The 26,071-nt window shown below is 35.9% G+C and carries 20 protein-coding genes and 2 other annotated features; of the genes, 9 read left to right on the top strand and 11 right to left on the bottom strand.

Features of this window, described 5'->3' with window-relative positions:
- Window positions 1-24 precede the first annotated feature (24 nt).
- Window positions 25-327, bottom strand: coding sequence for a PTS sugar transporter subunit IIB (locus NST77_RS22275; protein ID WP_047944695.1), 303 nt, complete (start codon window positions 325-327; stop codon window positions 25-27).
- A 419-nt stretch (window positions 328-746) separates the two neighbouring features.
- On the opposite strand from NST77_RS22275, the gene NST77_RS22270 reads away from it, so the two are divergent.
- A complete protein-coding gene (locus NST77_RS22270) occupies window positions 747-1,478 on the top strand; it encodes a MurR/RpiR family transcriptional regulator (protein WP_341123575.1) in 732 nt (243 codons plus the stop codon).
- A gap of 25 nt (window positions 1,479-1,503) precedes the next feature.
- On the opposite strand, the gene NST77_RS22265 is transcribed toward NST77_RS22270, so the two are convergent.
- Entirely contained in the window at window positions 1,504-2,514 is a 1,011-nt protein-coding gene (locus tag NST77_RS22265) for a DUF3231 family protein (RefSeq protein ID WP_095331185.1), read from the bottom strand.
- 143 nt (window positions 2,515-2,657) lie between these two features.
- Between NST77_RS22265 and NST77_RS22260 the strand changes: the two genes are divergently transcribed.
- The 4 genes from NST77_RS22260 (at window position 2,658) to NST77_RS22245 (ending at window position 7,942) form a co-directional block, all read left to right on the top strand.
- Window positions 2,658-3,467: a MurR/RpiR family transcriptional regulator gene (locus tag NST77_RS22260; protein ID WP_235850289.1), complete on the top strand. Its 810-nt coding sequence runs from the start codon at window positions 2,658-2,660 to the stop codon at window positions 3,465-3,467.
- Between the two features lie 211 nt (window positions 3,468-3,678).
- Complete coding sequence (locus NST77_RS22255) at window positions 3,679-5,250, top strand: PTS transporter subunit EIIC (RefSeq protein WP_123260082.1); 1,572 nt, start codon at window positions 3,679-3,681, stop codon at window positions 5,248-5,250.
- 1 nt (window position 5,251) lies between these two features.
- Window positions 5,252-6,607, top strand: a complete 1,356-nt coding sequence (locus NST77_RS22250) for a 6-phospho-alpha-glucosidase (RefSeq protein WP_123260083.1) — start codon at window positions 5,252-5,254, stop codon at window positions 6,605-6,607.
- A gap of 246 nt (window positions 6,608-6,853) precedes the next feature.
- A complete protein-coding gene (locus NST77_RS22245; protein WP_341123574.1) occupies window positions 6,854-7,942 on the top strand; it encodes a helix-turn-helix domain-containing protein in 1,089 nt (362 codons plus the stop codon).
- Window positions 7,943-8,333: 391 nt separating this feature from the next.
- Here NST77_RS22245 and NST77_RS22240 read toward each other — a convergent pair whose 3' ends face one another.
- Complete coding sequence (locus tag NST77_RS22240; RefSeq protein ID WP_095331208.1) at window positions 8,334-8,873, bottom strand: recombinase family protein; 540 nt, start codon at window positions 8,871-8,873, stop codon at window positions 8,334-8,336.
- Between the two features lie 146 nt (window positions 8,874-9,019).
- Here NST77_RS22240 and NST77_RS22235 point away from each other — a divergent pair, with 146 nt between their 5' ends.
- Entirely contained in the window at window positions 9,020-10,483 is a 1,464-nt protein-coding gene (locus NST77_RS22235; RefSeq protein WP_341123573.1) for a SulP family inorganic anion transporter, read from the top strand.
- 214 nt (window positions 10,484-10,697) lie between these two features.
- On the opposite strand, the gene NST77_RS22230 is transcribed toward NST77_RS22235, so the two are convergent.
- Both NST77_RS22230 and aspS read right to left on the bottom strand, forming a co-directional pair.
- Window positions 10,698-11,579 carry an SMP-30/gluconolactonase/LRE family protein gene (locus NST77_RS22230; protein ID WP_095331212.1) on the bottom strand — a complete coding sequence of 294 codons (882 nt, stop codon included), beginning with the start codon at window positions 11,577-11,579 and terminating at the stop codon, window positions 10,698-10,700.
- Window positions 11,580-11,840: 261 nt separating this feature from the next.
- On the bottom strand, window positions 11,841-13,136 hold the full coding sequence (gene aspS, locus NST77_RS22225) for an aspartate--tRNA(Asn) ligase (protein ID WP_095331214.1): 1,296 nt from the start codon (window positions 13,134-13,136) through the stop codon (window positions 11,841-11,843).
- Window positions 13,137-13,331: 195 nt separating this feature from the next.
- Window positions 13,332-13,552 (bottom strand) — a binding site (T-box leader).
- A 141-nt stretch (window positions 13,553-13,693) separates the two neighbouring features.
- Here aspS and shc point away from each other — a divergent pair.
- Entirely contained in the window at window positions 13,694-15,589 is a 1,896-nt protein-coding gene (shc, locus tag NST77_RS22220; protein WP_341123571.1) for a squalene--hopene cyclase, read from the top strand.
- A 60-nt stretch (window positions 15,590-15,649) separates the two neighbouring features.
- Here the strand turns inward: shc and NST77_RS22215 are convergent, their stop codons facing one another.
- A complete protein-coding gene (locus tag NST77_RS22215; RefSeq protein WP_047944678.1) occupies window positions 15,650-16,078 on the bottom strand; it encodes a DUF2871 domain-containing protein in 429 nt (142 codons plus the stop codon).
- Between the two features lie 186 nt (window positions 16,079-16,264).
- Window positions 16,265-16,518, top strand: a binding site (T-box leader).
- A gap of 77 nt (window positions 16,519-16,595) precedes the next feature.
- Between NST77_RS22215 and ileS the strand changes: the two genes are divergently transcribed.
- Window positions 16,596-19,688 carry an isoleucine--tRNA ligase gene (gene ileS, locus NST77_RS22210; protein ID WP_341123570.1) on the top strand — a complete coding sequence of 1,031 codons (3,093 nt, stop codon included), beginning with the start codon at window positions 16,596-16,598 and terminating at the stop codon, window positions 19,686-19,688.
- 148 nt (window positions 19,689-19,836) lie between these two features.
- A complete protein-coding gene (locus NST77_RS22205) occupies window positions 19,837-21,015 on the top strand; it encodes a DHH family phosphoesterase (protein WP_095257953.1) in 1,179 nt (392 codons plus the stop codon).
- A gap of 213 nt (window positions 21,016-21,228) precedes the next feature.
- On the opposite strand, the gene NST77_RS22200 is transcribed toward NST77_RS22205, so the two are convergent.
- The 5 genes from NST77_RS22200 to NST77_RS22180 form a co-directional block, all read right to left on the bottom strand.
- Window positions 21,229-22,077, bottom strand: coding sequence for a hypothetical protein (locus NST77_RS22200; RefSeq protein ID WP_095331220.1), 849 nt, complete (start codon window positions 22,075-22,077; stop codon window positions 21,229-21,231).
- A 170-nt stretch (window positions 22,078-22,247) separates the two neighbouring features.
- Window positions 22,248-23,045: a phosphotransferase gene (locus tag NST77_RS22195; protein WP_095331222.1), complete on the bottom strand. Its 798-nt coding sequence runs from the start codon at window positions 23,043-23,045 to the stop codon at window positions 22,248-22,250.
- 378 nt (window positions 23,046-23,423) lie between these two features.
- Entirely contained in the window at window positions 23,424-24,203 is a 780-nt protein-coding gene (locus NST77_RS22190; protein WP_341123569.1) for an SDR family oxidoreductase, read from the bottom strand.
- Window positions 24,204-24,612: 409 nt separating this feature from the next.
- Window positions 24,613-24,990 carry a hypothetical protein gene (locus NST77_RS22185; protein WP_095331226.1) on the bottom strand — a complete coding sequence of 126 codons (378 nt, stop codon included), beginning with the start codon at window positions 24,988-24,990 and terminating at the stop codon, window positions 24,613-24,615.
- 742 nt (window positions 24,991-25,732) lie between these two features.
- Entirely contained in the window at window positions 25,733-26,053 is a 321-nt protein-coding gene (locus tag NST77_RS22180; RefSeq protein ID WP_095258713.1) for a putative quinol monooxygenase, read from the bottom strand.
- Window positions 26,054-26,071: the final 18 nt, after the last annotated feature.

The following is a 26,071-nucleotide window of genomic DNA, read 5'->3' as shown; positions in this document are numbered from 1 at the left end:
TTTAGGTGCAAGTTGCTGATTGATTTATGCCATTAATTCTAATGCTCTTTCTAATACTGCTTTGCCATTCATCATTCCATATGCTCTCATATCAATTACTTCTACTGGAACTCTCCCCGCAATGATCTCCTCTACCTGTGGTTTTTGGTAACGCACTTGTGGACCTAATAAAACGACATCCACTTCATGTGCGACTTTTTGACATTCTGATACTGGCAGTGCAAAAATTTCGAGCTCTATTCCTTTTTCTTTTGCTGCATCTTTCATTTTATTTACTAATAAACTAGTAGACATTCCCGCTGCACAAACTAAAAGTAATTTCTTCATTTTCTTCCCTCCAATAATTGATTTTTGTATAATATTCTCATTTGAATGGTCCTTTTCATAATATGCTCCCCTTACTCAATCGGCGCAGAAGCTGACCCCACAAGGAATTTCTAATTTTCTCAGGCAATTACATACCCCCTTCCACTTAAAATGTATGCGTTTGCAAGTTAATTAGAAGTAAAAATAACCACATACTATCTTTTTTCTTCGGAAGGAATTTGTTACATTTTAGTCACAACCTGTTTTATAATAGAGGAAAGATAACCATGATTAAGGAAGTCATCCCCACTGATGATTAGTTGAACCATTTATATTTTTATGGACAGCGAATTTTTCATCTATCGGCGATTCACATAAACTTTCTGTCTATTAATAATGGGAATATAAAGAAAAATCTATTTAGGGTAGGAGGGAAAAATTTGTTCACAAATGAAATGATCCAATCCTTTAATGATTTAGAAATGCTACTCTATAACTATGTTACCAAAAATATCGATAAAGTTATTTATATGCGTATTAGAGAATTATCCGATGAAACACATGTGTCCACATCTAGTATTCTACGATTCTGCCGAAAATTAAACTGTGATGGTTTTTCTGAGTTTAAGGTTAAATTAAAATTATATTTAGATCAAAGTAAGCAAGAAAACCTAAAATCAACGAAATACTATCTTTCTGAGTTCTTAGAACGGACCATGAAGGGAAATTTCGAAACCTACATCCAAGAAACTGCGGATATGGTTAGTCAATCCGATAAAGTAATTTTTGTAGGAACGGGAAGCTCAGGCATTTTAGCGGAGTATGGAGCTAGATACTTTTCGAGCTTAGGAAAGTTTTCAACTTTTATAAAAGATCCCTTTTATCCAATTAACAGCAAGGAGCTGAAAAAATGTACCGCCATCATCTTATCGGTTTCTGGTGAAACAGATTATACCATTCATCTTGCAAATCGATTAAAAATGGAAGGTTGCAATATTATTAGTATTACTAATAGTAAAGACTGTCACCTTGCGAAAATATCTGATATAAATATTGCGTATTATGTTACAGAAGTATATACAGGACAATCAAATATCACTTCTCAATTACCGGTCATGTATATCTTAGAGGAAAGCGCACACAAGGTTAAAAAGAACGGGAAGCTTAGATAAAGGATAACAGGGAAATATTTTCTCTCTATTTCCCTGTAACATCATTCTTAGTTTGTATAATTGGCGGTGGCTGCTCCACCCAATTATAGTCAATCATTAAATCTGCCCCATCTTTGGCATACTGGCCAATTTCGATTGAAAGCCTATCATAATTAAGTAACAGGTCACTTCTTTGGCTGGCTCCTCCCGCTAATGCATAATTTCCAATTCCTGAGGCACTCAATAAACTAATATGAAACATCATTAACTTGTCAGAAAAAGTGCGTACAGTAGAATCAGTAATACCAAAATCAGAAGAGTTCGGACTCTGTATCCCCTCTTTTAAGAGAGTATCCGTAAATATTTTTAAATGTTTTTGTGAAATTTCTTTTCCTCTTAACATATAAGCCTGTACTTCTTTATTCGTCGTAGTCTGGGCGAAAGCCAAGGTAATCTTAAGTCCCATATTATTCGTCTGTGCATTCATAAAAAGATGGGAAACTTCCACTGCATTTAACGATCTTTTTTTGTGAAATAAAGAGAATCCACTCAAGTACTTTCTATTCTCAATAAAATCCGCTTCTTTTGGTACGGAAGTAAAGGGGGCTCGGACTAACAATCCTTTTTTATCAAGAATAGAGGTACTTAAATGATACAGCTTTGAAGTATCCAGTAGTCCCTCATGAAAAAAATGGATTATATCTTTCCGTGTGCTCATCGATAAGAATCCCCCATATGCCACTAACCCTGCTTTTGCCATTTGATTAATATAGGCCAAACAGAAGAAATCAGTAAATAAAGCTGGGGCCTTTTTATTTACATCGTCTTCTGTGAAGCCATGTGGTATGGCAAACTTATTTTCCAGGAAGATTTTCACAAATCGTTTTTCCTGTTTTTGGGCAAATCGGTAAGCAAAGCGAATAGCATCTGCAATTTCCCGATCTTTCACATGTTGTATCATATGAGTAAGAACCTGTTTAGACATACAGTTATTTAAATAAGATGTCCACAGAGAAGCAATTTCTGAGGATGTTAGTTTTAGATTTGATTCGGACATTAAAGAAAACCTCCAACACTTACATAGTTTTAATAGTATTGGCATCCCTATCGATATTATGCTATCCAATCAATCATATTGAAAAAACATAATTCATTTATAATAAAAGAATCCATACTAGATGAAAATAAGAACAAGGAATGATGATAGATTTGAAAAATTCAGATATGCTTTTTCTTGATTATGCTAATGACAAAAACTTAACCGAAGCAGAAAAAGATATTATTCAGTTTCTGATAGAGAAAAAGTTAGCCGGAGAAACGTTAAGTATCCGATCAGCGGCTAATAATCTCTTCGTATCAACTGCAACCATTATCCGCCTTTGTAAAAAACTTGGTTTTAGTGGGTATAGTGAATTCATTTACAATCTAAATTTAAAAGTAACAAAGATGCTTGATCAAGAAGTGGAATATGTAGATAGTATTCATCAACCATTAATAGAGGCGGTATCCTCCTTTAAGCGTAATTATAAACAAACAATCGATTCTCTAGATGAGACAACCATTGAACAGTTCTTATCTCAAATCAATGAAAATAAAATGATTTATTTTTACGGCGCAGGCTTTTCCACTCTTTTTTCTAGCTATTTTGCCAAGAAATTAGAGTTATTTGGTTATTACGTTTCCAATACAACTACAAGTGACAGTCGTGCCATTTTTCTCAATAATATTCAAAAGTACAAGTTACTCATCGCTTTTTCCCGTTCTGGCGAAACAGCTAAAGTGCTAGAGAAAGTAAAAATTGCCAAGGATAAAGGCGTAAAAACGATACTATTCACCGGAAATAATAAAAGTTCAACAGCCAAAATTGCTGATATTGTCTTTACTGTCCTTGATCCTACAATTGAATCTCAACAAGAATTTGAGGTAACCTCCTATGAATCCAATATGTTTATGCTTATTGATTTACTCTTAATTATTGCGATTAAAAGAGGAATTATTAAAGAATACTAAAGCCTTTCCTTAATAACGGCTAAAAGAGGATGCTTGGGAGAACATCCTCTCTATTTCGTCCATTTTCCTTTCCTTCATAACGTGTAACATGTTACAGGATTGAAAGACATAGTACACAATGATTGCAACCCCTTTCAAAATTATATGTTCAATTATATACTTTGGATATTAAAAGATATGATAACGCTTACCACCAAGGGAGGTTTTATAGATGAAAAAGGTCGTAAATGGTCTTCAGCTATTCGGGAAATCCTTATTCGCACCAATTCTCATTCTACCGATTATCGGATTATTTATCGCATTTGGAAATGTTTTCGGAAACGGAAACTTAGCACAATATATCCCGTTTCTAGAACATCCATATATCCAAAATACAGGGAAATTTATTTCTTCTTCTGCTGTATCGATTTTACAAAACCTTGCTTTAATCTTTGCTGTCGGCATTCCGATTGGCTTAGCTAAAAAAGATAAAGGATATGCTGCCTTAACTGGGCTAGTTACCTTCGTTATTTTCATAAATGCCATGCATCAAGTGTTAAGTCTGACTGGAAGCTTAGTAGCACCAGAGGAAATGCAGCTAGCTGGTCAAGCAATGGTATTAAATGTTCAGGTATTAGAAATGGGGGTTTTCTCCGGAATTCTTCTCGGTGCTCTAGTTGGTATCTTGCACAATAAGTACTGTGACACAGAATTCAAAGGGGTTATGGCCATTTACTCAGGACATCGCTTTGTTGCTATTTTAGCCATTCCTAGTGCCATGATTTTAGGAGCGATTGCTGCAGAATTTTGGCCATTTGTACAAGATGGCATTACAGCTGTTGCAAGCGGCATTAAAAATTTAGGAGTATTTGGATTACTTATTTATGGATTCTTAGAAAGAATCTTAATCCCGACCGGTCTTCATCACTTAGTCTATACTCCATTCCTATATACAGAACTAGGTGGAGTAGCCCATATTGGAAACGAAATTATCTACGGAGCGAGAAATATCTACTTTGCTGAAATGGCAGACTCAAGCATTAAAGTACTAAGCAGTACCGTTAACTGGGATGCTCGTGGCCTAAGTAAAATGTTTGGCCTGATGGGTGCAGCTTTAGCCATGTATGTAACAGCAGATAAAAAGAAGAAAACAATCGCAAAAGCCATTCTTCTTCCGGCAGCCTTTACTTCCTTTTTACTAGGAGTAACAGAACCATTAGAATTTGCCTTTCTGTTCACAGCACCAATCTTGTTTGTGTTACATGCTGTACTTTCAGGTGTGGGAATGATGCTCTTAAGTATCTTTCATGTTCATGCGATTGGCGCTAATGGCTTTATTGACTTCCTGCTATATAACTTGCCGCTTGGTACGACGAAATCAAACTGGCCAATGTTTATCTTAGTAGGACTATTAATGGCAGCTATCTATTTCCTACTTTTCCGCTTCTTGATTCTTAAATTAAATTTAAAAACACCAGGTCGCGAAGAGGATACAGTTACAGCAACAAGTGAGACAGCAAATGCAGAAGCAGCAGCACCGGGTACTGCAAGAAATGACTCCCCTTCTGCTTTAGGTGCAACTATTGTCAATGCATTAGGTGGAAAAGCGAATATTGAAAATGTCGATAATTGCTATACAAGATTGCGCTTAATTTTGAAGGATCCAACTGTAGTAGATGAACAAACATTAAAACAAACCGGCTCAAAAGGCATTATCAAGTCTGGTAATAATGTTCAAGTTGTTTATGGCTTAAATGTGAAATCAGTTCGAGACCAAGTTGACCAACAATTAGGAGGTATTTAAGATGAAAACATTTAAATTAGCAGTTGCAGGTGGAGGAAGCACTTATACACCAGGAATTATCCGTAGTCTTATGGACCGTCTAGAGGATCTGCCTCTATCTGAAATCCGTTTCTACGATATTGACGGAGAAAGACAAGCAAAAGTAGTTGTGGCCGCTAAAGCTGTTATTGAGGAATATACAGATAAAATTAAAGTGATTGATACAACAGATCCACAAACAGCATTTGAGGATGTAGACTTTGTCTTTGCCCAAATGAGAGTTGGAAAATATGCGATGCGTGAACTCGATGAAAAAATCCCTCTTTCCCATAACGTAGTCGGACAAGAAACCTGTGGTCCTGGCGGATTAGCTTATGGACTTAGAACGATTGCACCTATGATCGAATTAATCGATTATGTAGAAAAATATGCGAAAGAAACTGCATGGATTGTAAACTACTCTAACCCAGCATCCATTGTGGCAGAAGGAGTACGCAAATTACGACCAAATTCAAGAGTCCTAAATATTTGCGATATGCCGGTAGCAACTATGCGTAATATTGCCGCAATCCTTGGAGTAGAAAGAGAAGAATTAGAAGTAGACTATTTCGGTTTAAACCACTTTGGCTGGTTTACAAGCATTAAAGTGGATGGTGTGGAAAGATTGCCAGAGATTCGCGAGCATGTCTATAAATACGGTTTACTGACAGAAGATATTTCTAAAATTGACTATCGTCATGCCGATTCTTCTTGGATTAAAACCTTTAAGAACATTAAACTAATCATGGATCATTTTCCAGAATATCTGCCAAACCCGTATTTACAATACTATCTGTTCCCAGATCATATTGTCGAAACTTCTAATAAAGAATATACCCGTGCGAATGAAGTAATGGATGGTCGTGAAAAAACTCTATTTGAAACAGTGAAGAAATATGAAGAGACTGGTATTTTAGAAGACTCCTTCGCGGTTGGTGTACATGGAACATTTATTGTAGATGTAACCGTATCACTTGCGCAAAATTCAGGAAAAAGATATTTAGTTATGGTAGAAAACAATGGCACGATTCCAAACCTGCCTGCTGATGCAATGATTGAAGTGCCTGCACTTATTACAAGTGACGGTCCTAAGCCTGAATTTGTGGGAGATATCCCTTACTTCTATAAAGCAATGATTGACCAGCAATTAGCATCTGAAAAGATCTTAGTTGAAGCAATTGTGGAAGGCTCCTACGAAAAGGCATTACAGGCTTTCACTTTAAATAAAACTTTACCATCAGCTAAAGTAGCTAAAGCAGTCCTTGATGATTTAATTGAAGCAAATAAAGAATACTGGCCAACCTTAACAAAAGAATATAAAGAAGGCGTACTAGTATAAGATTTTAATAGTCCACAAGGAGTTTTGATACTCGTTGTGGACTTTTTTAGTTTCTAAATAGGTATTAATTTTTGTTATGTATCTCGGAAAGACAGATCCATCATCTATAATTGCAAACAGCTAATTCTACTACCAGTAGAATCGTTATTTTTCGAACATTCAACCAACCGTTGATAGGCACACTTCGATATGTATGCTAGTATCGAAGTAGACAGTGCGCACTGGAAAAATAGAGGAGATGATACGATGATTGATTCACGAAAAATTGGTGCTTATATATCTAAACTAAGAAAAGAAAAAGATCTTACCCAAGTAGAGTTAGCAGATAAATTAAATATTAGTCATCAAGCGATATCAAAATGGGAAAGAGGCGAGTCCCTTCCAGATATTACAACCATTCCTGTTATTGCACATGTATTTGATGTATCTATTGACCTCTTAATGAATGCAGGGGTTGATAAAATGGATCATTCTAAACAGTTAGGAAAAATCGTGCAGCATTTATCGGAGGATAAACCAGAAGAAGTTGCTCATTTAATCAATTCAGGATCCGCACAAGTAAATGAGCTTGTCGATATCGCTCCTATTATTAAATCTAGTCAGCTTAGTAAAGTATCAAAAAAGATGAATACCAATGTTTGGGATGTAGATTCCATCGTCCACCTAGCCCCCTTTTTACAAACAGAAGCATTAGATGAAATAGTTATTGAAGCAGCGAAAAAAGCAATCGATTGTAAGCTGATACAGCGTATTGCCCCTTTTGTGTCTGCACATACATTAAACACAATAGCTGATCAGTTACTTAATAAATCCACTGAACCAATGGAGTTATTGGATCTAGCGCCATTCTTAGAGGAAGAATACTTGAATGATATGCTCCTAAAAGTAAGCACAGGCAAGATAACATGGAGGTTCATTACGGAAATGGCTCCATTCGTAAGCGACACAGCTCTAAGTGCGCTTGTTTTACAAGAAATGAAGAATCCTTTAAATGAGGAAAAGATTCTGCCATTAGCCCCCTTTTTAGAAGAAGAAACCATTGATCAATTGATTTTGATTGCAGGTGGAAGAGGAAGCTGGACTTTCATCCAAAAGATGGTCCCATTTATAGGAGAAGAAACATTAAATACGCTGGTGGATAAAGCAGTAGATGGTGACATAGAATTAAAGGAGCTTTCTGAGCTGGCACCTTTTTTAGAGGAAGAGGCGATCGAACGATTACTAGCTCGCATTGACCCTAACAGGCTTTCTCCAGAATTCCTAGCGAAACTGGCTCCGTTTATGGGAGAAAGCTCTTTAGGTAACATGGTTAAACAGTTGCTAAAAACAAAATAAGTAAAAAAAGAGTGAGACATAAGTATTTCAACCCAATATACCCCCGAACAATTATATGTACATATTAGAAAATATTCGTATAATTGTTTGGGGTTTTTATTTATTTTAAGAAAAATGGTTTGTGGTAATCACCCGCAGACTGAATACACTTCGCTTTCCATGGGGCGAGCGCCAAGCCTCCTCGTTCTGAAGCCGAGGAGGCTTAGGTTGCTCCCCGCGGAAAGGGAGTGTCTGTAGCGCAATGGAACGAATTGGTTTCACCACTAATTTAGAGATTGTTCGTCTTTATCCATTAATTATTTTGTTATGTCCCAACCTTGTTTACTGGAACCTGCTGCTTTTTCTCTTAGATTGTAAAATCCCCGCCTTTCCTATTAAAGTAACTTCACAACTAATTCTCCAAATACCTATATAAAGTAGACTTACTTATCCCTGTTTCTTCTTTTATATCTTTCAAGGTATATTTTTTTGACTGATACATCTCGATTGCTTTTTTTACATTCTCATCGGCTTTTCTAGGTCTGCCACTTGTTTTCCCATGCTGTTTCGCATACTCCATCCCTTTTTTGGTTCTTTCGCGAATAATTTCATTCTGGAATTCTATTAAATGGGACAGCATTTCGGACAATGAATATTCTTTTGTTCTTTCTGTATCAATCTCTTCCTTAATCGTCTGTAAATAGGCACCTTTCTTCTCAAGAATATCTAATATCTCCATCAGATGTCTACTCGAGTCTGCAATCGCGAATAATTGCACCACCACAATCTTGTCTCCCTTGGAAAGACACGACAACAATTCCAATAGCTTTGTTCTATTTTTTGCCGAATCGTGTTCTTCTTTATACACTTGCTCACATATAGGTTTTAGTATTTTAAACTGCTGCTCGCAGTGAATATCTGCGATGGTAGGGCGAATATAGCCATATTTCATCTTCATTGCCTCCAACGTTATCTCTTCTCCCTATTATAGACAGAAATGAAGACCTTGTAAAAACTTTCCCAAAACATATTCCTTTTTGGGAATAAACATGATAGACTACCTTTAGGAAACAGAAGACTAATATTGAGGTGAATCATTTGATTGAAAAGATAAAAAGGGAATGGTTTTCAAATATCCGCGGGGATATTTTATCAGGAATGGTTGTTGCCTTAGCGCTAATACCAGAGGCAATTGCCTTTTCTATTATCGCTGGAGTAGATCCGATGATCGGATTATATGCTTCCTTTACAATGGCTGTAGTTATTTCGTTTACAGGTGGAAGACCTGGGATGATTTCAGCTGCTACAGGAGCAATGGCACTATTAATGGGACCATTAGTCAGAGATTATGGATTGGAATATTTATTTGCTGCTACGATTCTAACTGGTATTATTCAGATCATTTTTGGCATTTTGAAAATTGCCAAGCTGATGAAGTTTATTCCAAGAGCCGTGATGATTGGCTTTGTTAATGCTTTAGCCATCCTTATTTTTATGGCTCAAGTTCCACATCTTATTAACGTAACAACTATAACTTATTTATTTGTTATTATCACATTATTAATTGTATATATCTTGCCAAGATTTATAAAGGTAATTCCAGCACCGCTGATCGCTATTATTATTTTAACGGCTGTTGCTATTTTTGGAAATGTTAATGTTGCTACTGTTGGTGATTTGGGAAAAATTACACAGTCCTTACCAACGTTCTTTCTTCCAAATGTGCCGTTTTCTTTTGAAACATTAGCGATTATTTTTCCTTATGCATTGGCTTTATCTATTGTCGGCCTACTGGAATCCTTATTAACATCTTCTATCGTAGATGATGCAACCGATACAGAAAGCAATAAAAATAGAGAAGCAAGAGGGCAGGGAATCGCTAATATTGTGACAGGATTCTTCGGCGGTATGGCTGGCTGTGCAATGATTGGTCAATCTGTCATTAATGTAAAATCGGGAGGAAGAGGCAGATTATCTACCTTTGTTGCCGGTGTCTTTCTTATGTTTTTGATTATGGTATTAGGCAGTCTCGTTGTACAGATTCCAATGCCAGTATTAGTCGGCATTATGATTATGGTTTGTATCGGCACCTTTGACTGGTCTTCCTTCAAATATCTCGTGAATGCACCAAAGGCAGATGCCCTAGTCATGCTTGTGACAGTCATTATTGTGGTTGCAACCGATAATTTATCCCTTGGCGTCATTGCTGGAGTTCTGTTAAGTGCGGTCTTTTTCGCAGCGAAGATTTCCCATGTTAAGGTGCATAGGCAAGAAAGAACGAATGAAGAGCACTATGCAGTGGAAGGTCAATTATTCTTCGCATCTGTTGACAGCTTTATTAAAGCATTTGATACTTCCATTACCAACAAACAAATTTCCATCGACTTTACCCATTCTCATGTTTGGGATGATTCTGCAGTTGGTGCGATTGATAAAATCGCTTTAAAGTTAAAAGAAAACCAGAATACAGTAATAATGACAGGGTTAAATTCCGCTAGTCAAAAGATAGTGGATAAGCTTACTGTATTTCAAAACCCCAATGCAAAAGTATCTGATCACTAAATCAGAAAAGGGGCGTAAACGATGTATTCTACTATTCTTTTAACAATTGATGGTTCGAAAAACTCCTTAAGAGCAACGGAAGAAGCAGTCAAACTAGCTTAAAAAGAGCCAAATGCCCCTTTTTAGTAGTTAAATAACAAAATAAGAGAGTGGCATATCTTTTTGCCCTCTCTTTTCTTATTAAAACGTAATCGTCCTTATAAACTAGTAAGCTTCAGTTCTGATATAAGTAAGTCTTGACGCCTTTTATACCTAACTTCACTTTGAATAGTCCTCCTGATTGTGGATGCTCATTTAACTTCTCATCATCTAAACCAGATCGTGCTGTGGTTATATATAATTCATCCAGCTTTTTCCCCCCGAATGTACAAGAAGTCACATTTGGGACTGGCAAAAGTATTTCCTCTAATTTTTCACCATTATCGGGATTCCATCTCGACACTTTTCCTCCACCATAATGAGCAACCCATAGCATTCCTGCGCTATCAATCGTCATGCCATCTGGAAATCCTTCTTCCTCAGAAAAATCAATAATCTGTTTTGCCCTCCCTAGCTCTCCTGTTTCTAATTCATATTCATATTGAGTGATAATTTGGGTAGGTGTATCAATATGGTAAAAGTATTTATTATCACTTGTCCATGCCATTCCATTTGAAATAGTTAAATCACTCATCTTCTCCTTGCACCTGCCATCTTTTCCGACACAATAAAGGGCTGCCTCTTTCTTATCCTCCCTGCTCATCGTTCCTGCCCACAATCGCCCTTTAGCATCGCACTTGCCATCATTAAATCGATTTCGTGTTAATTCCTTCTCTGGATCCGTCATGAATTCTAGCTGTCCTGTTTCTATATTTAAAAGATGAAAACCGTTATCTAATGTAACAATAAATTCCGTATCTTTTTTACTACAAGGGATAATGGCTGATACTTCGCGTTCGAGTTGAATTTGTTTATGCTTACCAGAGATATGGTTATACATATGTACTTTTTTCCCTTCAATATCTACCCAATATAAGAGATTATTCCTGAAATCCCAGCATGGGCCTTCCCCTAGCTCTGCTTTAGCATCAAGCACTAATTCTACTTCATCATGCATGCGCTTCCCCCTCCATTATGTATATATAATCTAGCTCCTTTTTATATACCTTTTCTAGAAGGAAAAGAAACCCCTCTTTACCAAATTGTCCAAATTTTTTATGAATAGCTCCTTCTTTTCTCATTTACCCTTGTAAATAAGATTTGCCCCTATTCGTAATGTCGTTCTATTTGGGACGTAAAATATTTCCAAATCAATCAACGAATGTACGAGTAAAGAGCAAATTTTATTTACGTCTAGTACTAGTTCTACAATCTCCTTCTAAGGAATAAGTCTGTCACAGTCTCTTGGAAAAGCACTTGCTTCGCGGATGTTTCCTAAATTTAGAAACTTCATGATGATACGTTCTAAGCCAATTCCAAATCCTCCGTGTGGTGGCATTCCATAAGCGAAGGAATCGATATAGGCTGTAAACTCACTTGGATTTAGTCCTTTCTCCTTAAAAGACTCTATCAGTTCCGTTTGACAATGAATCCTCTGTCCACCTGAAGTAATTTCACTGCCTTTATATAAAAGGTCAAAGGAATCAGTTAAAGCTGGATTTTCTTTATTTGGCATTGTATACATTGGTCTCGTAGTTCTTGGATAGTTTGTTATAAATACAAAATCGCTTCCATACTTATCTTTTATATACCTTCCAATATATTTTTCTCCTTCTGTATTTAAATCCCCTTCAGGAGAGCTCTTCTGATACTTATCCTTTAATAGCTGCTGTGCCTCCTCTAATGTCATTTTTGGTATATTATTCAATTCCGGTATTTCGACCTTTAATAAATCTAACTGGTTTGGACAATGCTCCTTTACATACTGGAAAGTATATTGAAGAACCTGCCTTTCGATCTCCATTACTTCTTCCACGTTGTCAATAAAACCGATTTCAACATCTAGGGAAATATATTCATTTAAGTGTCTAGATGAATTATGCTCTTCTGCCCTATATACAGGTGCAATTTCAAACACTCGTTCAAACCCAGCGCCCACCATCATTTGTTTATAAAATTGAGGGGATTGCGCTAAATAAGCATGCTTCTCAAAATAGTTAAAGGTAAAAACATTAGCCCCGCCTTCTGCTCCCTGTGAAACAATTTTCGGTGTAAAAATTCGCGTAAAGCCTTCGGTAGTTAGGAACTCTGTAAAACCTTTTACAAACATAGATTGAATCGTAAAAATTGCATTTATTTCCTCATGTCTTAATGATAGAACTCGGTGGTTTAATACATGATCTAATCCTACCTTTACTTGGTTCTTATTAATTTCGAATGGCAACGGGCCAGCTTCCGCTAGAATCGTTAATTCCCTTACTTGAAGCTCTACTCCATTTGCTGTTTTTTCCGTATCAACAAGAACTCCAGCCACCCGAACAACACTTTCTGTCTCTATCTTCAGTTGATTCTGCTCTTGCTCAAGGACACATTGAATCGTTCCCGTGCGATCTCTCAATAACAAGAAACCAACTTTTCCAAGCTGACGGATTTTCTTTACCCAGCCCTTTAATACTACTTCCTTTCCAACATACTGTTCGCATTCAGAGATGAGTACCCTTTTTGAAGATTCCATATCGTTGTTCCTCCTAAAATCAGTAATTTTTTTTGATTCATATCGTTATCATCATCATCATCCATGGTACTCACCTCCTTATAAGAAAAGCTCTATCTTCTTGCTCTGTATATTTGAAACAAAAAACGATAGCAGAAAACGGTCATGATGCTTATCTTGTAATTTAGAAAAAAAACAACAAAAAACCGCCCCTATAAAAGGGACGGATTATCCGCGGTACCACCCAAATTGTTCTTTAAAAAAAACCACTTGTATCATAACGGTGATGGCCGGTTACCCCTACTAATTGTTTATACAATGTTCAAAGTAACACTCACAGATGTCTTCACCAAAGGCTTTTACACAATCTTTTCAGCTGCCGACTGCTCTCTTTTGAAAAAGTTACTTAGGCTACTCCTTCTGCTCAACATGTTCGCTCCATTAAATTATGTTTTATTATAGTCCTCTATCTTTTCAATTTCAACCACTAAAAAAAGAAAATATAAATATTTCTGAATATGATTTTCCTTTTGATGCATAAAGTTTACTAATACGATCTTAAAGTTGAGGTGACTTTATTGAATACAATTATCGAAATAGTTGAAAAAGAGCAACATAGACGGATAAAGAAACTTGTTGAACATCAACAGCGAGATGGATCTTTTCGATTCCGTTTTCAAGGCAGCTTAATGACAGATGCTTTTTATATCATTACGATTAGAGCTTTAAATATCGAAACCGAAGAAGAAAACATCCGTCTTTTGACTAAAACACTGCGTACAACCCAGGAGAAAGAAGGGTATTGGAAGGCATATCGGGATGAGCCAAATGGTCATTTATCAGCAACCATTATTGCATATACTGCCCTTCTATACTCTGGCCATTATACGAAAGACGATAAGCAGATGAAGAAGGCAAGATCATTTATTATAAAAAATGGCGGTTTAGCGAAAGCTCATTTTATGATAAAATGGATGCTTTCCGTCAATGGTTTATACCCATGGTCCCATATGATATACATTCCGATAACATTTTTATTGATGCCAACGTTTCAGCCTATTAACTTCTACCAATTCAGTGCCTATGCCCGGATTCACTTCATTCCTATGTTAATAGCATCCAATAAAAAATTTACCCTTCAGCCAAAAGCAAAGCTAGATGATTTATTTGTAAGAGATATGGCTCTTTATCCCTCTTACGAATACCTAGAAAATGAGCGGTCACCCCTTACCTTCCTGTGGAAAGAAATGAAAAGAATCGGCAAATTCCCAGCCTATCTTCACCATTTAGGGTTTCAATATGGTGAAAAATATATGCTGGATCGACTTGAAGAAGATGGAACGCTTTACAGTTATGCCAGTGCCACTTTCTTTATGATCTATGCCCTGCTTGCCCTTGGCTATAAGAAAGACTCACCTGTTATTAACAAAGCAGTTTCTGGTCTCTCCTCTCTTATTGATAAAAGAGGGGAAATCAGCCACCTAGAAAATTCTACCAGCACCGTTTGGGATACAGGGTTAATTAGCTATACATTACAACAAGCGGGCATGTCTTCAGAATCTATTCCGTTAAAAAAAGCAACGAAATATCTTCTAACAAAACAACATACAAAAAAAGGTGATTGGCAGGTTCATAATCCTCGTGCAGAACCCGGCGGATGGGGATTTTCTGACATCAACACTAATAATCCAGATAATGATGATACCTCAGCTGTTCTACGTGCCTTAACCGCCGCTACTGCAAAAAATCCAACTGTTCATCAAGCTTGGCTAAAGGGCACAAACTATTTGCTGTCCATGCAAAACAGAGATGGCGGGTGGGGCGCCTTTGAAAAAAATACGGATTGGGAAATACTCAAACTCGTTCCTATTGAAAACGCCAAAGATGCAGCAGTAGATCCATCTACCGCTGACTTAACAGGAAGAGTTCTAGAATACTTAGGTAATTTTGCACATCTGCGTTATACACATCCTCATATAAAACTGGCTGTAGACTGGTTAATCGATAATCAAGAGAAAAATGGCTCTTGGTATGGCAGATGGGGGGTCTGTTATATTTACGGTACATGGGCTGCCCTTACAGGTTTAACAGCTGTTGGTATGTCTTTAAATCATCCAACAATCAAAAAGGCAGTCACTTGGCTGAAGAGAATTCAACATTCAAATGGCGGATGGGGAGAATCCTGTCAAAGCTGTGAAAAACTAACGTATGTGCCGCTACCGTTTAGCACGGAATCACAAACAGCTTGGGCTGTCGATGCTTTAATCGCAGCAGGAGAAGGAGCAAGCAGTGAAGTAAAAAGGGGCATACAATATTTATTAGAAGAAAAAAGGGAGAACCATGCCATTACTTATCCAACAGGAATCGGCTTACCTACTCAATTCTATATTTACTATCATAGTTATAATCATATTTTTCCATTACTTGCGCTATCCCATTATAGAAATGACCTCCTAAACAAGCCGGCATATTAAATTAATCTAGCGTTTTTCCGAAGCTGCTGCTCTCAATAAGCTTCGAAAAAACGCTCTTGTCTACTTCGTCCGAATATTTTCGTGGTGGTTTTTTTTCAACAAAAGAAAAAACAGCACTAATCCGATGGTAACGGCAATATGACCTAGGCCCGCGATTCCCGAAATAGCAGAATCTAACCCACTTGATAAATCAAACTCAAGCACTTGCAGCGTTCCTCTAATAATCATTAGCGTAATAGTAGAAAGCACTCCAATATTGTAAAAATAAAAGAATACATCAAAGTTTTTGAGTGTATGGATTTTCATTGTATAACAGAATAGATAGACGATTAACATAATCATCATTCCTAAAGCAAACGAATGAGTATGCACCACGGAGAGCTGGGTCTCACCTGTAAAATCTCTCATTTTCGTAAATTCTCTATAGTAAACACCACTAACCAATCCTAAAATCGCATAAAAAAAAGCTATATTTAATACTTTCTTCATGTCTCTACTCCCTTTCAAACCTATTCAATCACTACCTATCATTCTAACAAAATCCCAGTCTCGATACTATGACAGTTTTGTGGCTGTATTTCTCCCACTATGTTTTATTTTTTTATCTTAAATTAGGTTACCGTCTCTTGAGTTTCCCATTTAAAAGTGCTATCCTATACAAAACATTCCAATTCATAGAAATCGATGAAGAGAAAAAGTACGTTTTGTATTCCTTTTAGCGAGCTGGGTATGGTGGAAGCCAGTAAGGAAAGCAAACCGGAAAAATCATCTCTGAGATGCAAGGCAGAACCCGAGCAGTTAGTAAGTCTTGACGGATTTCCACCGTTAAAGGGAACACGTATGATAGTACGTTGACTAAGCGCTGTTTGCTTTTGCCAAGCAGAATTTGGGTGGTAACGCGGGTTATAAATAATACACTCGTCCCTACATAGGGACGGGTGTTTTTTATTTCCGGAAAATATCTTTCTATACTGGAATGTTTACTGATTAATATGGAGGGATATGGATGGAAACACCAAAAGAAACAGACAGAGGCCGCGAAGAAAGAATTCTCGCTTTTTGGGAAGAAAAGCAAATTTTTCAAAAATCAATTGAACAGCGCGAAAATAAAGAACCCTTTGTATTTTATGAAGGACCGCCAACAGCCAATGGACTTCCACATGTCGGGCATGCGTTAGGTAGAACGATCAAGGATATCATCGCCAGATTTCAAACAATGAACGGCAAACAAGTCATTCGCAAAGCGGGCTGGGATACGCACGGGCTACCAGTGGAATTAGGCGTAGAAAGGGCACTCGGTATTTCCGGAAAACAAGAAATCGAAGAGTATGGCGTGATTCCTTTTATTGAACAATGTAAAGCTAGCGTATTCTCCTATGAACAACAATGGCGCACATTTACAAAAGAACTAGGCTATTGGGTTGATATGGATGATCCTTATATGACCATGAGTAATGATTATATTGAATCTGTTTGGAATATCCTTGGTACCATTCATGAGAAGGGCTGGCTGTATAAAGGGCATCGTGTTTCTCCATATTGCCCTAGCTGTCAGACCTCCTTAAGCTCACATGAGGTGGCTCAAGGTTATAAAGATGTAAAAGATTTAAGTGCTACCGTCAAATTCAAGCTTGCTTCAAAGGAGAATGAATATGTACTAGGCTGGACAACAACTCCGTGGACATTACCAGCAAATGTTGCATTAGCAGTTCATAAAGACTTGGACTATGTAAAGGTTAAAATGGAGGACGATGTATTTATCATCGCTAAAAATAGATTACAGGCAGTATTTGGTACAGAGGGAGAAGTGATCGAACAATTAAAAGGGGAAGACTTACTCGGACTTTCCTATATAGCACCATTTTCTTACGTGCAAGTGGAGAAAGGTCATACTATTCATCATGGTGATTTCGTCACAAGTGACAGTGGAACTGGAATTGTCCATATTGCCCCAGCTTATGGCGAAGATGATTATCATCTTGTGCAAGCGAACGACCTTTCTTTTGTCCATGTGGTGGATGAAAGAGGAAGATATAAAGAAGCCATTACCCCTTTAGCAGGCACCTTTGTAAAAGATGGAAAAGCGGATGTCGAGATAATCAAAATGCTTCATCAAAAGGGACTGTTATTCCATAAAGAAAAATATGAACATTCTTACCCTCATTGCTGGCGCTGTGACACACCCCTTTTGTATTACGCAACAGAAAGCTGGTTTATCAAAACAACCGCAGCAAAGGAAATGCTGATCGCGAAAAATCAAGAGGTAAACTGGTATCCTGAGCATATAAAAGATGGCCGTTTTGGAAATTTCCTTGAGGGATTAGTCGATTGGAATATAAGCCGAAACCGCTATTGGGGAACTCCACTAAACGTATGGCAATGTACTTGCTGCCAAACAGAAATAGCTCCTAAAAGCATAGCACAGCTAAAAAAATATACGAAGAATCCTTTTGACCATTTAGAATTGCACAAACCGTATGTAGATGAACTAATCTTAACTTGTCCCTCATGCAGGGGGGAAATGCATCGAACACCAGAAGTGATCGACGTATGGTTTGATAGTGGCTCCATGCCATTTGCCCAATATCATACACCATTTGAGAATAGCGGCATATTTCAACAGCAGTTCCCTGCAGATGTAGTTGTGGAAGGAATCGATCAAACAAGAGGATGGTTTTATTCGCTGTTAGCTGTTTCCGTCCTTTATTCCGGCAAAGCACCATATAAAAATGTGGTAGCAACAGGGCATGTACTAGATGAACAAGGACAAAAAATGTCTAAAAGCAAAGGCAATGCATTAGACCCTGTTGAGCTTATCCAAACATATGGCGCAGATGCACTACGGTGGGCGCTTGTGGCAGACAGTGCTCCATGGAATCAAAAGAGATTCTCAGAAAAAAATGTCCAAGAGGCAAAATCAAAAATTATTGATACATTCTTAAGTTTATTTCATTTCTATTCTATATACGCTGAAATAGATCATTTTGATCCGAATTTACCAAGAGCTAATAACCTCCCAATTATGGATCGCTGGATTCTTTCTCGCTTAGAAACGACTTCGATGATTGTCCAAACGGAGATGGAACAATATCAATTAACCAATGCCGCCAGAAAAATCGCTGCATTAATGGATGATATAAGTAATTGGTATATTCGCAGAAATCGCGAGCGATTTTGGAGTAGGGGAATGTCAGATGACAAACTTTCTGCTTTTCAAACCTTATATAGTGTGTTAATTCATTCATCACAGTTGTTAGCTTCCTTTATTCCCTTTACATCTGAAAGTATTCATCTTGCCTTAACAGGGAAAAGCGTTCATTTAACTAACTTTCCTTCCAAAAACTCTGAAAGGGTGAATAAGCAATTAGAAGAACAAATGGAGAAAGTAAAAGAAGTGGTTGAGCTTGGAAGAAATCTTCGTCATCGGTTTCAAATAAAAACCAAACAACCTTTGGCTACATTATTGATTTTCTCGAACAATAGTAACCAGAATACTGATTTTTTACAGTTTGAATCTATCATAAAAGAAGAACTAAATGTGAAAAGGATTAACTGGATAGATTCACAAGAAGATTATGTTCAATATTCTTTAAAGCTTGATTTTAAAAAGGCAGGGCCAAAACTAGGAAAAAGTGTTAAATTTATAAAAGATAAATTACAAGCTGCAACAGAAGAAGAGATAAATTTATTTAGAAATAAAGGATATTTAACTTTCCAACTAGAAAGTAAAGAATGTATTACCTTAACAGGGGAAGAAATACTTCTCCAAAGAAAGACAAATCTACCGGGATATCATGAGGCCTCCTCTAAGAATTTCACCGTAATGCTTGATACAACCATATCAGAAGCATTAAAAAAGGAGGGGAACATTAGAGAACTCATTCGTTCCGTCCAAGATTTGCGGAAAGAAAAGAACTTGCCAGTCGATAAGAAAATTGATTTATATATCGACTGTTCAATCACTTTCCAACACACGATCATGGAATATCATTCTCTTATTCATAAAGGAGTTATTCTCCAGGAGCTTCTTTTCGAAAGAATAACAGAAATGAAAGAACTTCAAATAGACGGCGAAAAAGTATCCATTGGATTGAAATAACCATTCAAAAAGGCTGTCTCACATATGGTGCACAACCTATCTGAGACACCTTTTTTCTTTGTAAGGATGTGTTTTTCAAAAAGAAATTAGCCGTAATCGGTTCTATTTTTTTCATATTAGATTATACTATTGGGCAGGGGTGAAAAAAATGTACAAACTATTATCGCATAATGACCTAGATGGAGTTGGCTGCGGCATTATTGCAAAACTCGCATTCGGAGAAGACGTAGAGGTGCGTTATAATTCCGTATCTTTTCTCAACCAAGAAGTAGAAAAGTTCTTAGATCAAAAAACGGAAGACACTTTTCTCTTTATTACCGATCTTTCTGTCAATGAAGAAAATACGATTCGATTAGATGACTATTATAAAAAAGGTGGCAAGGTACAACTGATCGACCATCATAAAACAGCTCTTCATTTAAATGATTTTGAATGGGGATTTGTGTCTGTTCAAGATGAGGATGGAACCTTGACTAGTGCCACGTCTTTATTATATGAATACCTTGTAAAACATGAATACATGACTCCCTCTCCAGCAATATCAGAATTCGTGGAGTTGGTAAGACAATATGATACATGGGATTGGGAAAGAAACAATAATTTAGAAGCACAACGTTTAAATGCACTTTTCTATCTTATTTCATTTGATGAATTTGTAGAAAAAATGGTTACACGATTAAAGGAAAGTGATCATTTCTACTTTGATGAGCTAGAAACACAGATTCTAGATATGGAAGAAAAGAAAATTGACCGTTACATCCGTCGGAAACGTCGTGAACTTGTCCAAAAGGAAATTGACGGTTTGTATGCAGGCGTTGTCTATGCAGAGCAATACCATTCTGAATTGGGGAATGAGCTTGGCAAGGAATATCCTCATTTAGATTACATAGCAATTGTTAATATTGGTGGAAAAAAACTTGGATTCCGCACAATTCATGATCATGTAGATGTATCAAAAGTGGCGGGCGTATACGGCGGGGGAGGTCATGTAAAGGCATCCGGCTGCAACTTAACCGATAAAGCATACCAAAATTATTGCTTAGAAACCTTTGCGTTAGAGCCTTTAAGAGAAGACCCGAAAAAGAATGAATACAATAAAAAAGACTCTCCGCTTGGGACTTTATTTGAAAACAAACAAGATGAGGTATTCTTCCTTTATCAAGTGAGCAAAAACCAGTGGGCAATTAACCATAAAAAAACAAAGCTTCCACAAACCTTCTCTACCTTCCTACAAGGAGAAATCTTCCTGCGCCGAAATTATGGCGTATGGCTTGCAAGAGATGATAAATACATTCGCTACGTAATGGACTTTGTTAAACATAAATAATATTGCCAAAAAACCATTTTGAATAAAGATTGTTCAAAATGGTTTTTCTATTAATAACTTTGTTAGATTTTTTATAATAAAGTTTGATTATTCCTAGACTTCTTATTCAACTAACAGCCTCCGTTACTTTAAGTACATTTCTTCACAATCTGTTACTTGATGTGTACATAAAAGCGAGGCCTTAAAAAGGCATCGCACAAGTTAGGTAAATAGCTAATTCATAATTTGTAATGTTAATTTATCTTTTAAACTTGACCTATATGAGCCGATTTCGTATTTAGTATTATTCATTTTTACTTTTTTCATTTTTAACATTTCAAATATTTCTAACTCTATATTTCTTCTAGCTTCAAGAACTTTCATTGCTCCCTCTATACCAGAAAGCTTATGTTCTTTACCATGGCCTTGGTTAGTGTAATAATTAATAATTCCTGTAGACCAATCAGATGTTCTTTCTTTTAATGCTTTCTTAAATGAAAATTCAAGGTTATCTTGTTCTATATATATTAAGATTGGATTTAAAGCCTCTATAATTTTAGCAAGTCTCATTACGTAGTTTATGACTTTTTCTTTTTGAACTCCAAATTTCACCATTCCGATAGTAAGTGGATTTTGTATAAAACAACATTCAAAGATATAAACTTTATTGTCTTTTTTCGCAATTTTTGCAAAATCAGTCCATTTTTCAGTAATTAATTCCACGTTTTTATCAAACGGTAATTCATATAGATCATTCTTAAACACCATGTTTAACAATTCATCAGAGAACTCTTGGCCATGTTCATTTTTTATTTTTCGATATGGTAATAAATAATTTTCTCCCTTCTTCATTACTTTATCTTTGAATATCTTTTCTAAATTTCCACTTTTCTTTAAAATTAAATCGAATTCCTTCCTAGTAAAACAAGATACACCATCATAGTCAGCAGGATGGTCTAAATTTCCTTCAAGGAACAACTCAACTTCTATATTTTTTTCAGTTAGAATATCGTAAAGTAAATTTGCAGTAGTAGATTTCCCAAATCCAATTAGTCCTTCTACAATTAATAACTTTGTATTCATAAATAAGTACACCTTTCTATTCAAAATTTAAAAGGTTTTTATATAAAACAAATAGAAATTAACTGTCCACTGCACTCACCTCTATATTTTATACCATTTTAATTCAGGAATGCTGACCTAATAGAATTGCAACTTCAACCCCTTAACTTAAGATTTATTCTTTTGGCACTTTAAACCCACTCTTTTCCATGCTCATGAATAAATTGAAGTTCCTTTTGATAGTGCTCAAGTTGGCCTTCATCCAGCATCTTTTGAAAAGCAACCTCTCCTTCTCCTGCTCTTTTAATCATATATTTACATAATCCTTCAACTCGTAGAATTACCATTTCTAAAAAGTCTTTTTCTAAATTTTCAACATCATAGCATTCAAAAAACAATTTAACTCTTTGTTTAATACGATTAGCATCTTTAACTGGATTATAATGTACAGCCTCACCCTTCTCGGTATGCCAAAGTCTGCTTAAAGGAACACATGTGTAAAGAGTATAAGCTATATCCCAAAGTCTTGGACCAGGAGCTGCAACATCAAAATCAATGATACCCACTGGTTTTTCACCCTTAAAAATAATGTTGTATACAGCAAAGTCATTATGGCATACAACTTCTATACTGTCGGGAGTATTATCCATTGGTTCCCATTCATTTAATAAAGAGAAATCACTTACAGCATCATGATAAAGACGGAGCATATTCGCTATTTCTTTTAATACATTATCGGACCACATATATTTTTTCAGAGGATAATTACCTGCTTCCCCCTCAATATACGTTAATATCTCTCTATTCTTCTCATCAATTCCTAAGAACCTTGGTGCATAACCAAAACCTTTGTTTTCAAGATGCTTCAATAACTTATGAATTTTTTCACTACCTGGCTTTATATCTCGTCGAACTGTATTTCCAGAGCGATATACGTCTGAAATATTCCCACCCGTTAGCACTTCTTCCTTTTCGTACTCATTTGTCATAATAATCCCCCCACAAATATAGGGATTTCAATCATTGTGTCAATAGAGATGTATTTTTACCCATAATAAAAACAGATATACAAAGGTATCTGTCTAGGTAATGGGAATTTAATTGTCCACACCATATGAATCCCTTGAATGATTACTGATAGACAAATAAACCTACCTATCCTTACTTAATAGGAAAGAATCGCATTTGTCTTTATCCAATTAACTAATCATTTCAAAGTTTTCCACATGAATAATATAGATTCCCCTTTCTTTACATCTCTAATGTAAATTTTACCAAATAAACAACCGAAAAGAAAGGGTTTTCAAATTTTGATTATTTATTCCAATAAAGAGATTGCTTAATAGAAGCAATCTCTTCTCGAATAATTATTTACCTAAAAATCCGCCTTCACACCGTATGGTTTGGCCAGTTAACCAATAAGAATCATCACTAGCTATAAATGTTATCACTTTTGCTACGTCTTCGGGTTTTCCAAGACGACCAGTTGGAAACTGGGCTAATAAATAGTCCTTTATATCTTCATTTATCCAACCTGAATCAGTTGGCCCTAGATTAATGGAATTCACCGTAATTCCAATAGGCGCAAGTGCTACGGATAATGGTTCAGTTATCGCAATAATCATTCCTTTTGTAGCAATATATGCCAAATTATTAGGATCAGGTCCACCAGAAACAAGATTTATAATTCGGCCATCTTTTTTAGTTCTAAATACTTTTTCATATTTTTTAGCAAACTCAACTGATAACATCAAGGTACCGCTATTATTTACTTTATAATGTTTATCCAACATTTTTGTATTCAATTCACGAAAATTTGATGGAGATTCATAGGTTGCATTATTAACTAAAATACAAGCTGTTCCAAGAGTTTCTTCAACTGCTTCTAACAGTTTTGTTGGAGATTCATCTAAGCTCAAATCTAATGATATATGTTCTGATCTTACCCCAAAACTTTTTATCTTTTCACTTAACATGGTCGGGAAACCGACTTCTATTCCATTTCCCTCTTTCTCATCAAATTTAGACCAATGCGTAAAGAATATATCCGCACCTGCTTTTGCAAGAGAGAGACAAATGGCTGCTCCGATACCCGTTGATCGACTTGCTCCAGTTACTATAGCTACCTTTCCATTTAAAGGCTTCATGTTTATCCTCCTTTTAATGAGGACGCACTTAAAGAGATGAGTATTCAGTTATATAGCACGTCCTAATACTTTTAAAAAATGACACACTTCTCCCATTTGGGGAATAAGGATTTTAAATTTTTAAAAAGTCATAGGATAGTTGCCATCATAATTCTCCTTTTATCATCTCTAATAAGATAATGACATTCTGTATCGCATTTAGGAATCTTTTTTAAACTAACCTGCACCTATAGCGACACAATAAAAGGGCTTCCCTTTATTTAAGGAAACCCCTTTTACTTAAAGTACATTTTTTTACAATATACTCCATCACTTTTATCAAACTATGTTGCTGCATAATTTACTCCCAAATATAGAATAAAGGTCCAATTTATATACTTGAATCGCACCCGTTTGTGGTTTAAAAAAATCAAATATTGATTTCTCTTTTTGATTTAGTTATTAAGGTTACAGCAACACTACCTATACTAACTAAAGCTCCTAAAATTGCAATAACACTTACCACAATATTATTAGAGGTAAAGAATCCGATTGGTATAATTACTAAAAATGAAATAAATACAAATGCTTGATACACAGCCGATATCACTCTCGCAACAAGATTACTAAATAGCGATAATATCAAAGGTGGTAAAAAAAGTATTATGATGATTCCAATAGATATCCACAAAACTATTGGTTCATCATATGAAATAGTATTAGGACCTGTTGGATGTTTTGCAACTAGTAAAACTGTCCCAACGGCTATTATTAAAGTTAAAACAACCATAAAAAATCTTTTAAACATAAACAATTCTCCTTAAAAATATTTGAAATACTCGATTTAGTAATTCTAAGTTCATTGAAGGTTTCTTGGTGTATTTCCTTATTTAATCTGAATAAATATTCACTCCCATGGACATCAACTGTAAATTTAATTTATAGGTAAATATTAACAATGTTTATTTGTTTTTTCTACACCCCTGAGGTCTTAAATTGACCTCAGTCTTCGGTCCTACATAAAGAATATCCCCTATTAAATATTCCTCATTTTTCAAGGAATTGTGTTTTTAATGAAATAACTAAAAATAACATCCACTACTTAATTCTTTTTCAACTAACCTCCCTCTATAAACAAACACTAATAGAAGGAGATTTCTCTAAAAAGCTAATAATTTTTTTAATAATACCGAATATATTTTTAAAAAAGTTAAAAATAATATTAAGAGCTAGGAGCAAAGAATACAAAGGAGTCCTTCAAAACACTTATAAATCTTTACTCCGAATTACAAAAAGGGTGTGCCGTTTGGCACACCCTTTTTGTAATTATTACCTTGGACAGGTTACGATATGAAAATTTATAAAGGTTAACAGATAAATCGGAAGCAGACGGTAATATCTTTACTATAAATAGTAAAACAGACAGAGTATTTGCTCCTTATCAGAAATCTTTTATTAATATTATTCTTCTTTCGCTTATTAAACAAACCTGCCCCTATAGCATCATAAGAAAAAGGCTTCCCTTTTATTTAAGGAAAGCCCCCGTTTGTTTAATAAGAAATCGATGAAATGCCCTTTCCACCTTTTGTTTTTAGGGTACTGATTCTATCCATCCCAGTAATGATTGGTTTTGCTTGCCTTATTAATGTTTGAGTGGCTTCAAGAGTTAGAGAGGCTTGATGGGCATTTTCATTACTCCAAACCTCATAAACATAAACAGAGTTTGGTTCACTCTCAGATATATTTACAAGATATATCTCACAATCATCAAGATTTTTCATTGATTCTGCTGCTTCCAGCAAAATATTTACCATTGTGTCTCGTTCGCCTTCTCGTACCATAAATTTACCAAACAAACTGAATTTGTCCATTTTGTACCTCCTTAATTT

The sequence above is a fragment of the Niallia sp. FSL W8-0177 genome (assembly GCF_038006285.1).
Lineage (GTDB): Bacteria > Bacillota > Bacilli > Bacillales > Cytobacillaceae > Niallia > Niallia circulans_A.
This window is presented reverse-complemented; position numbering and strand designations above follow the sequence as displayed.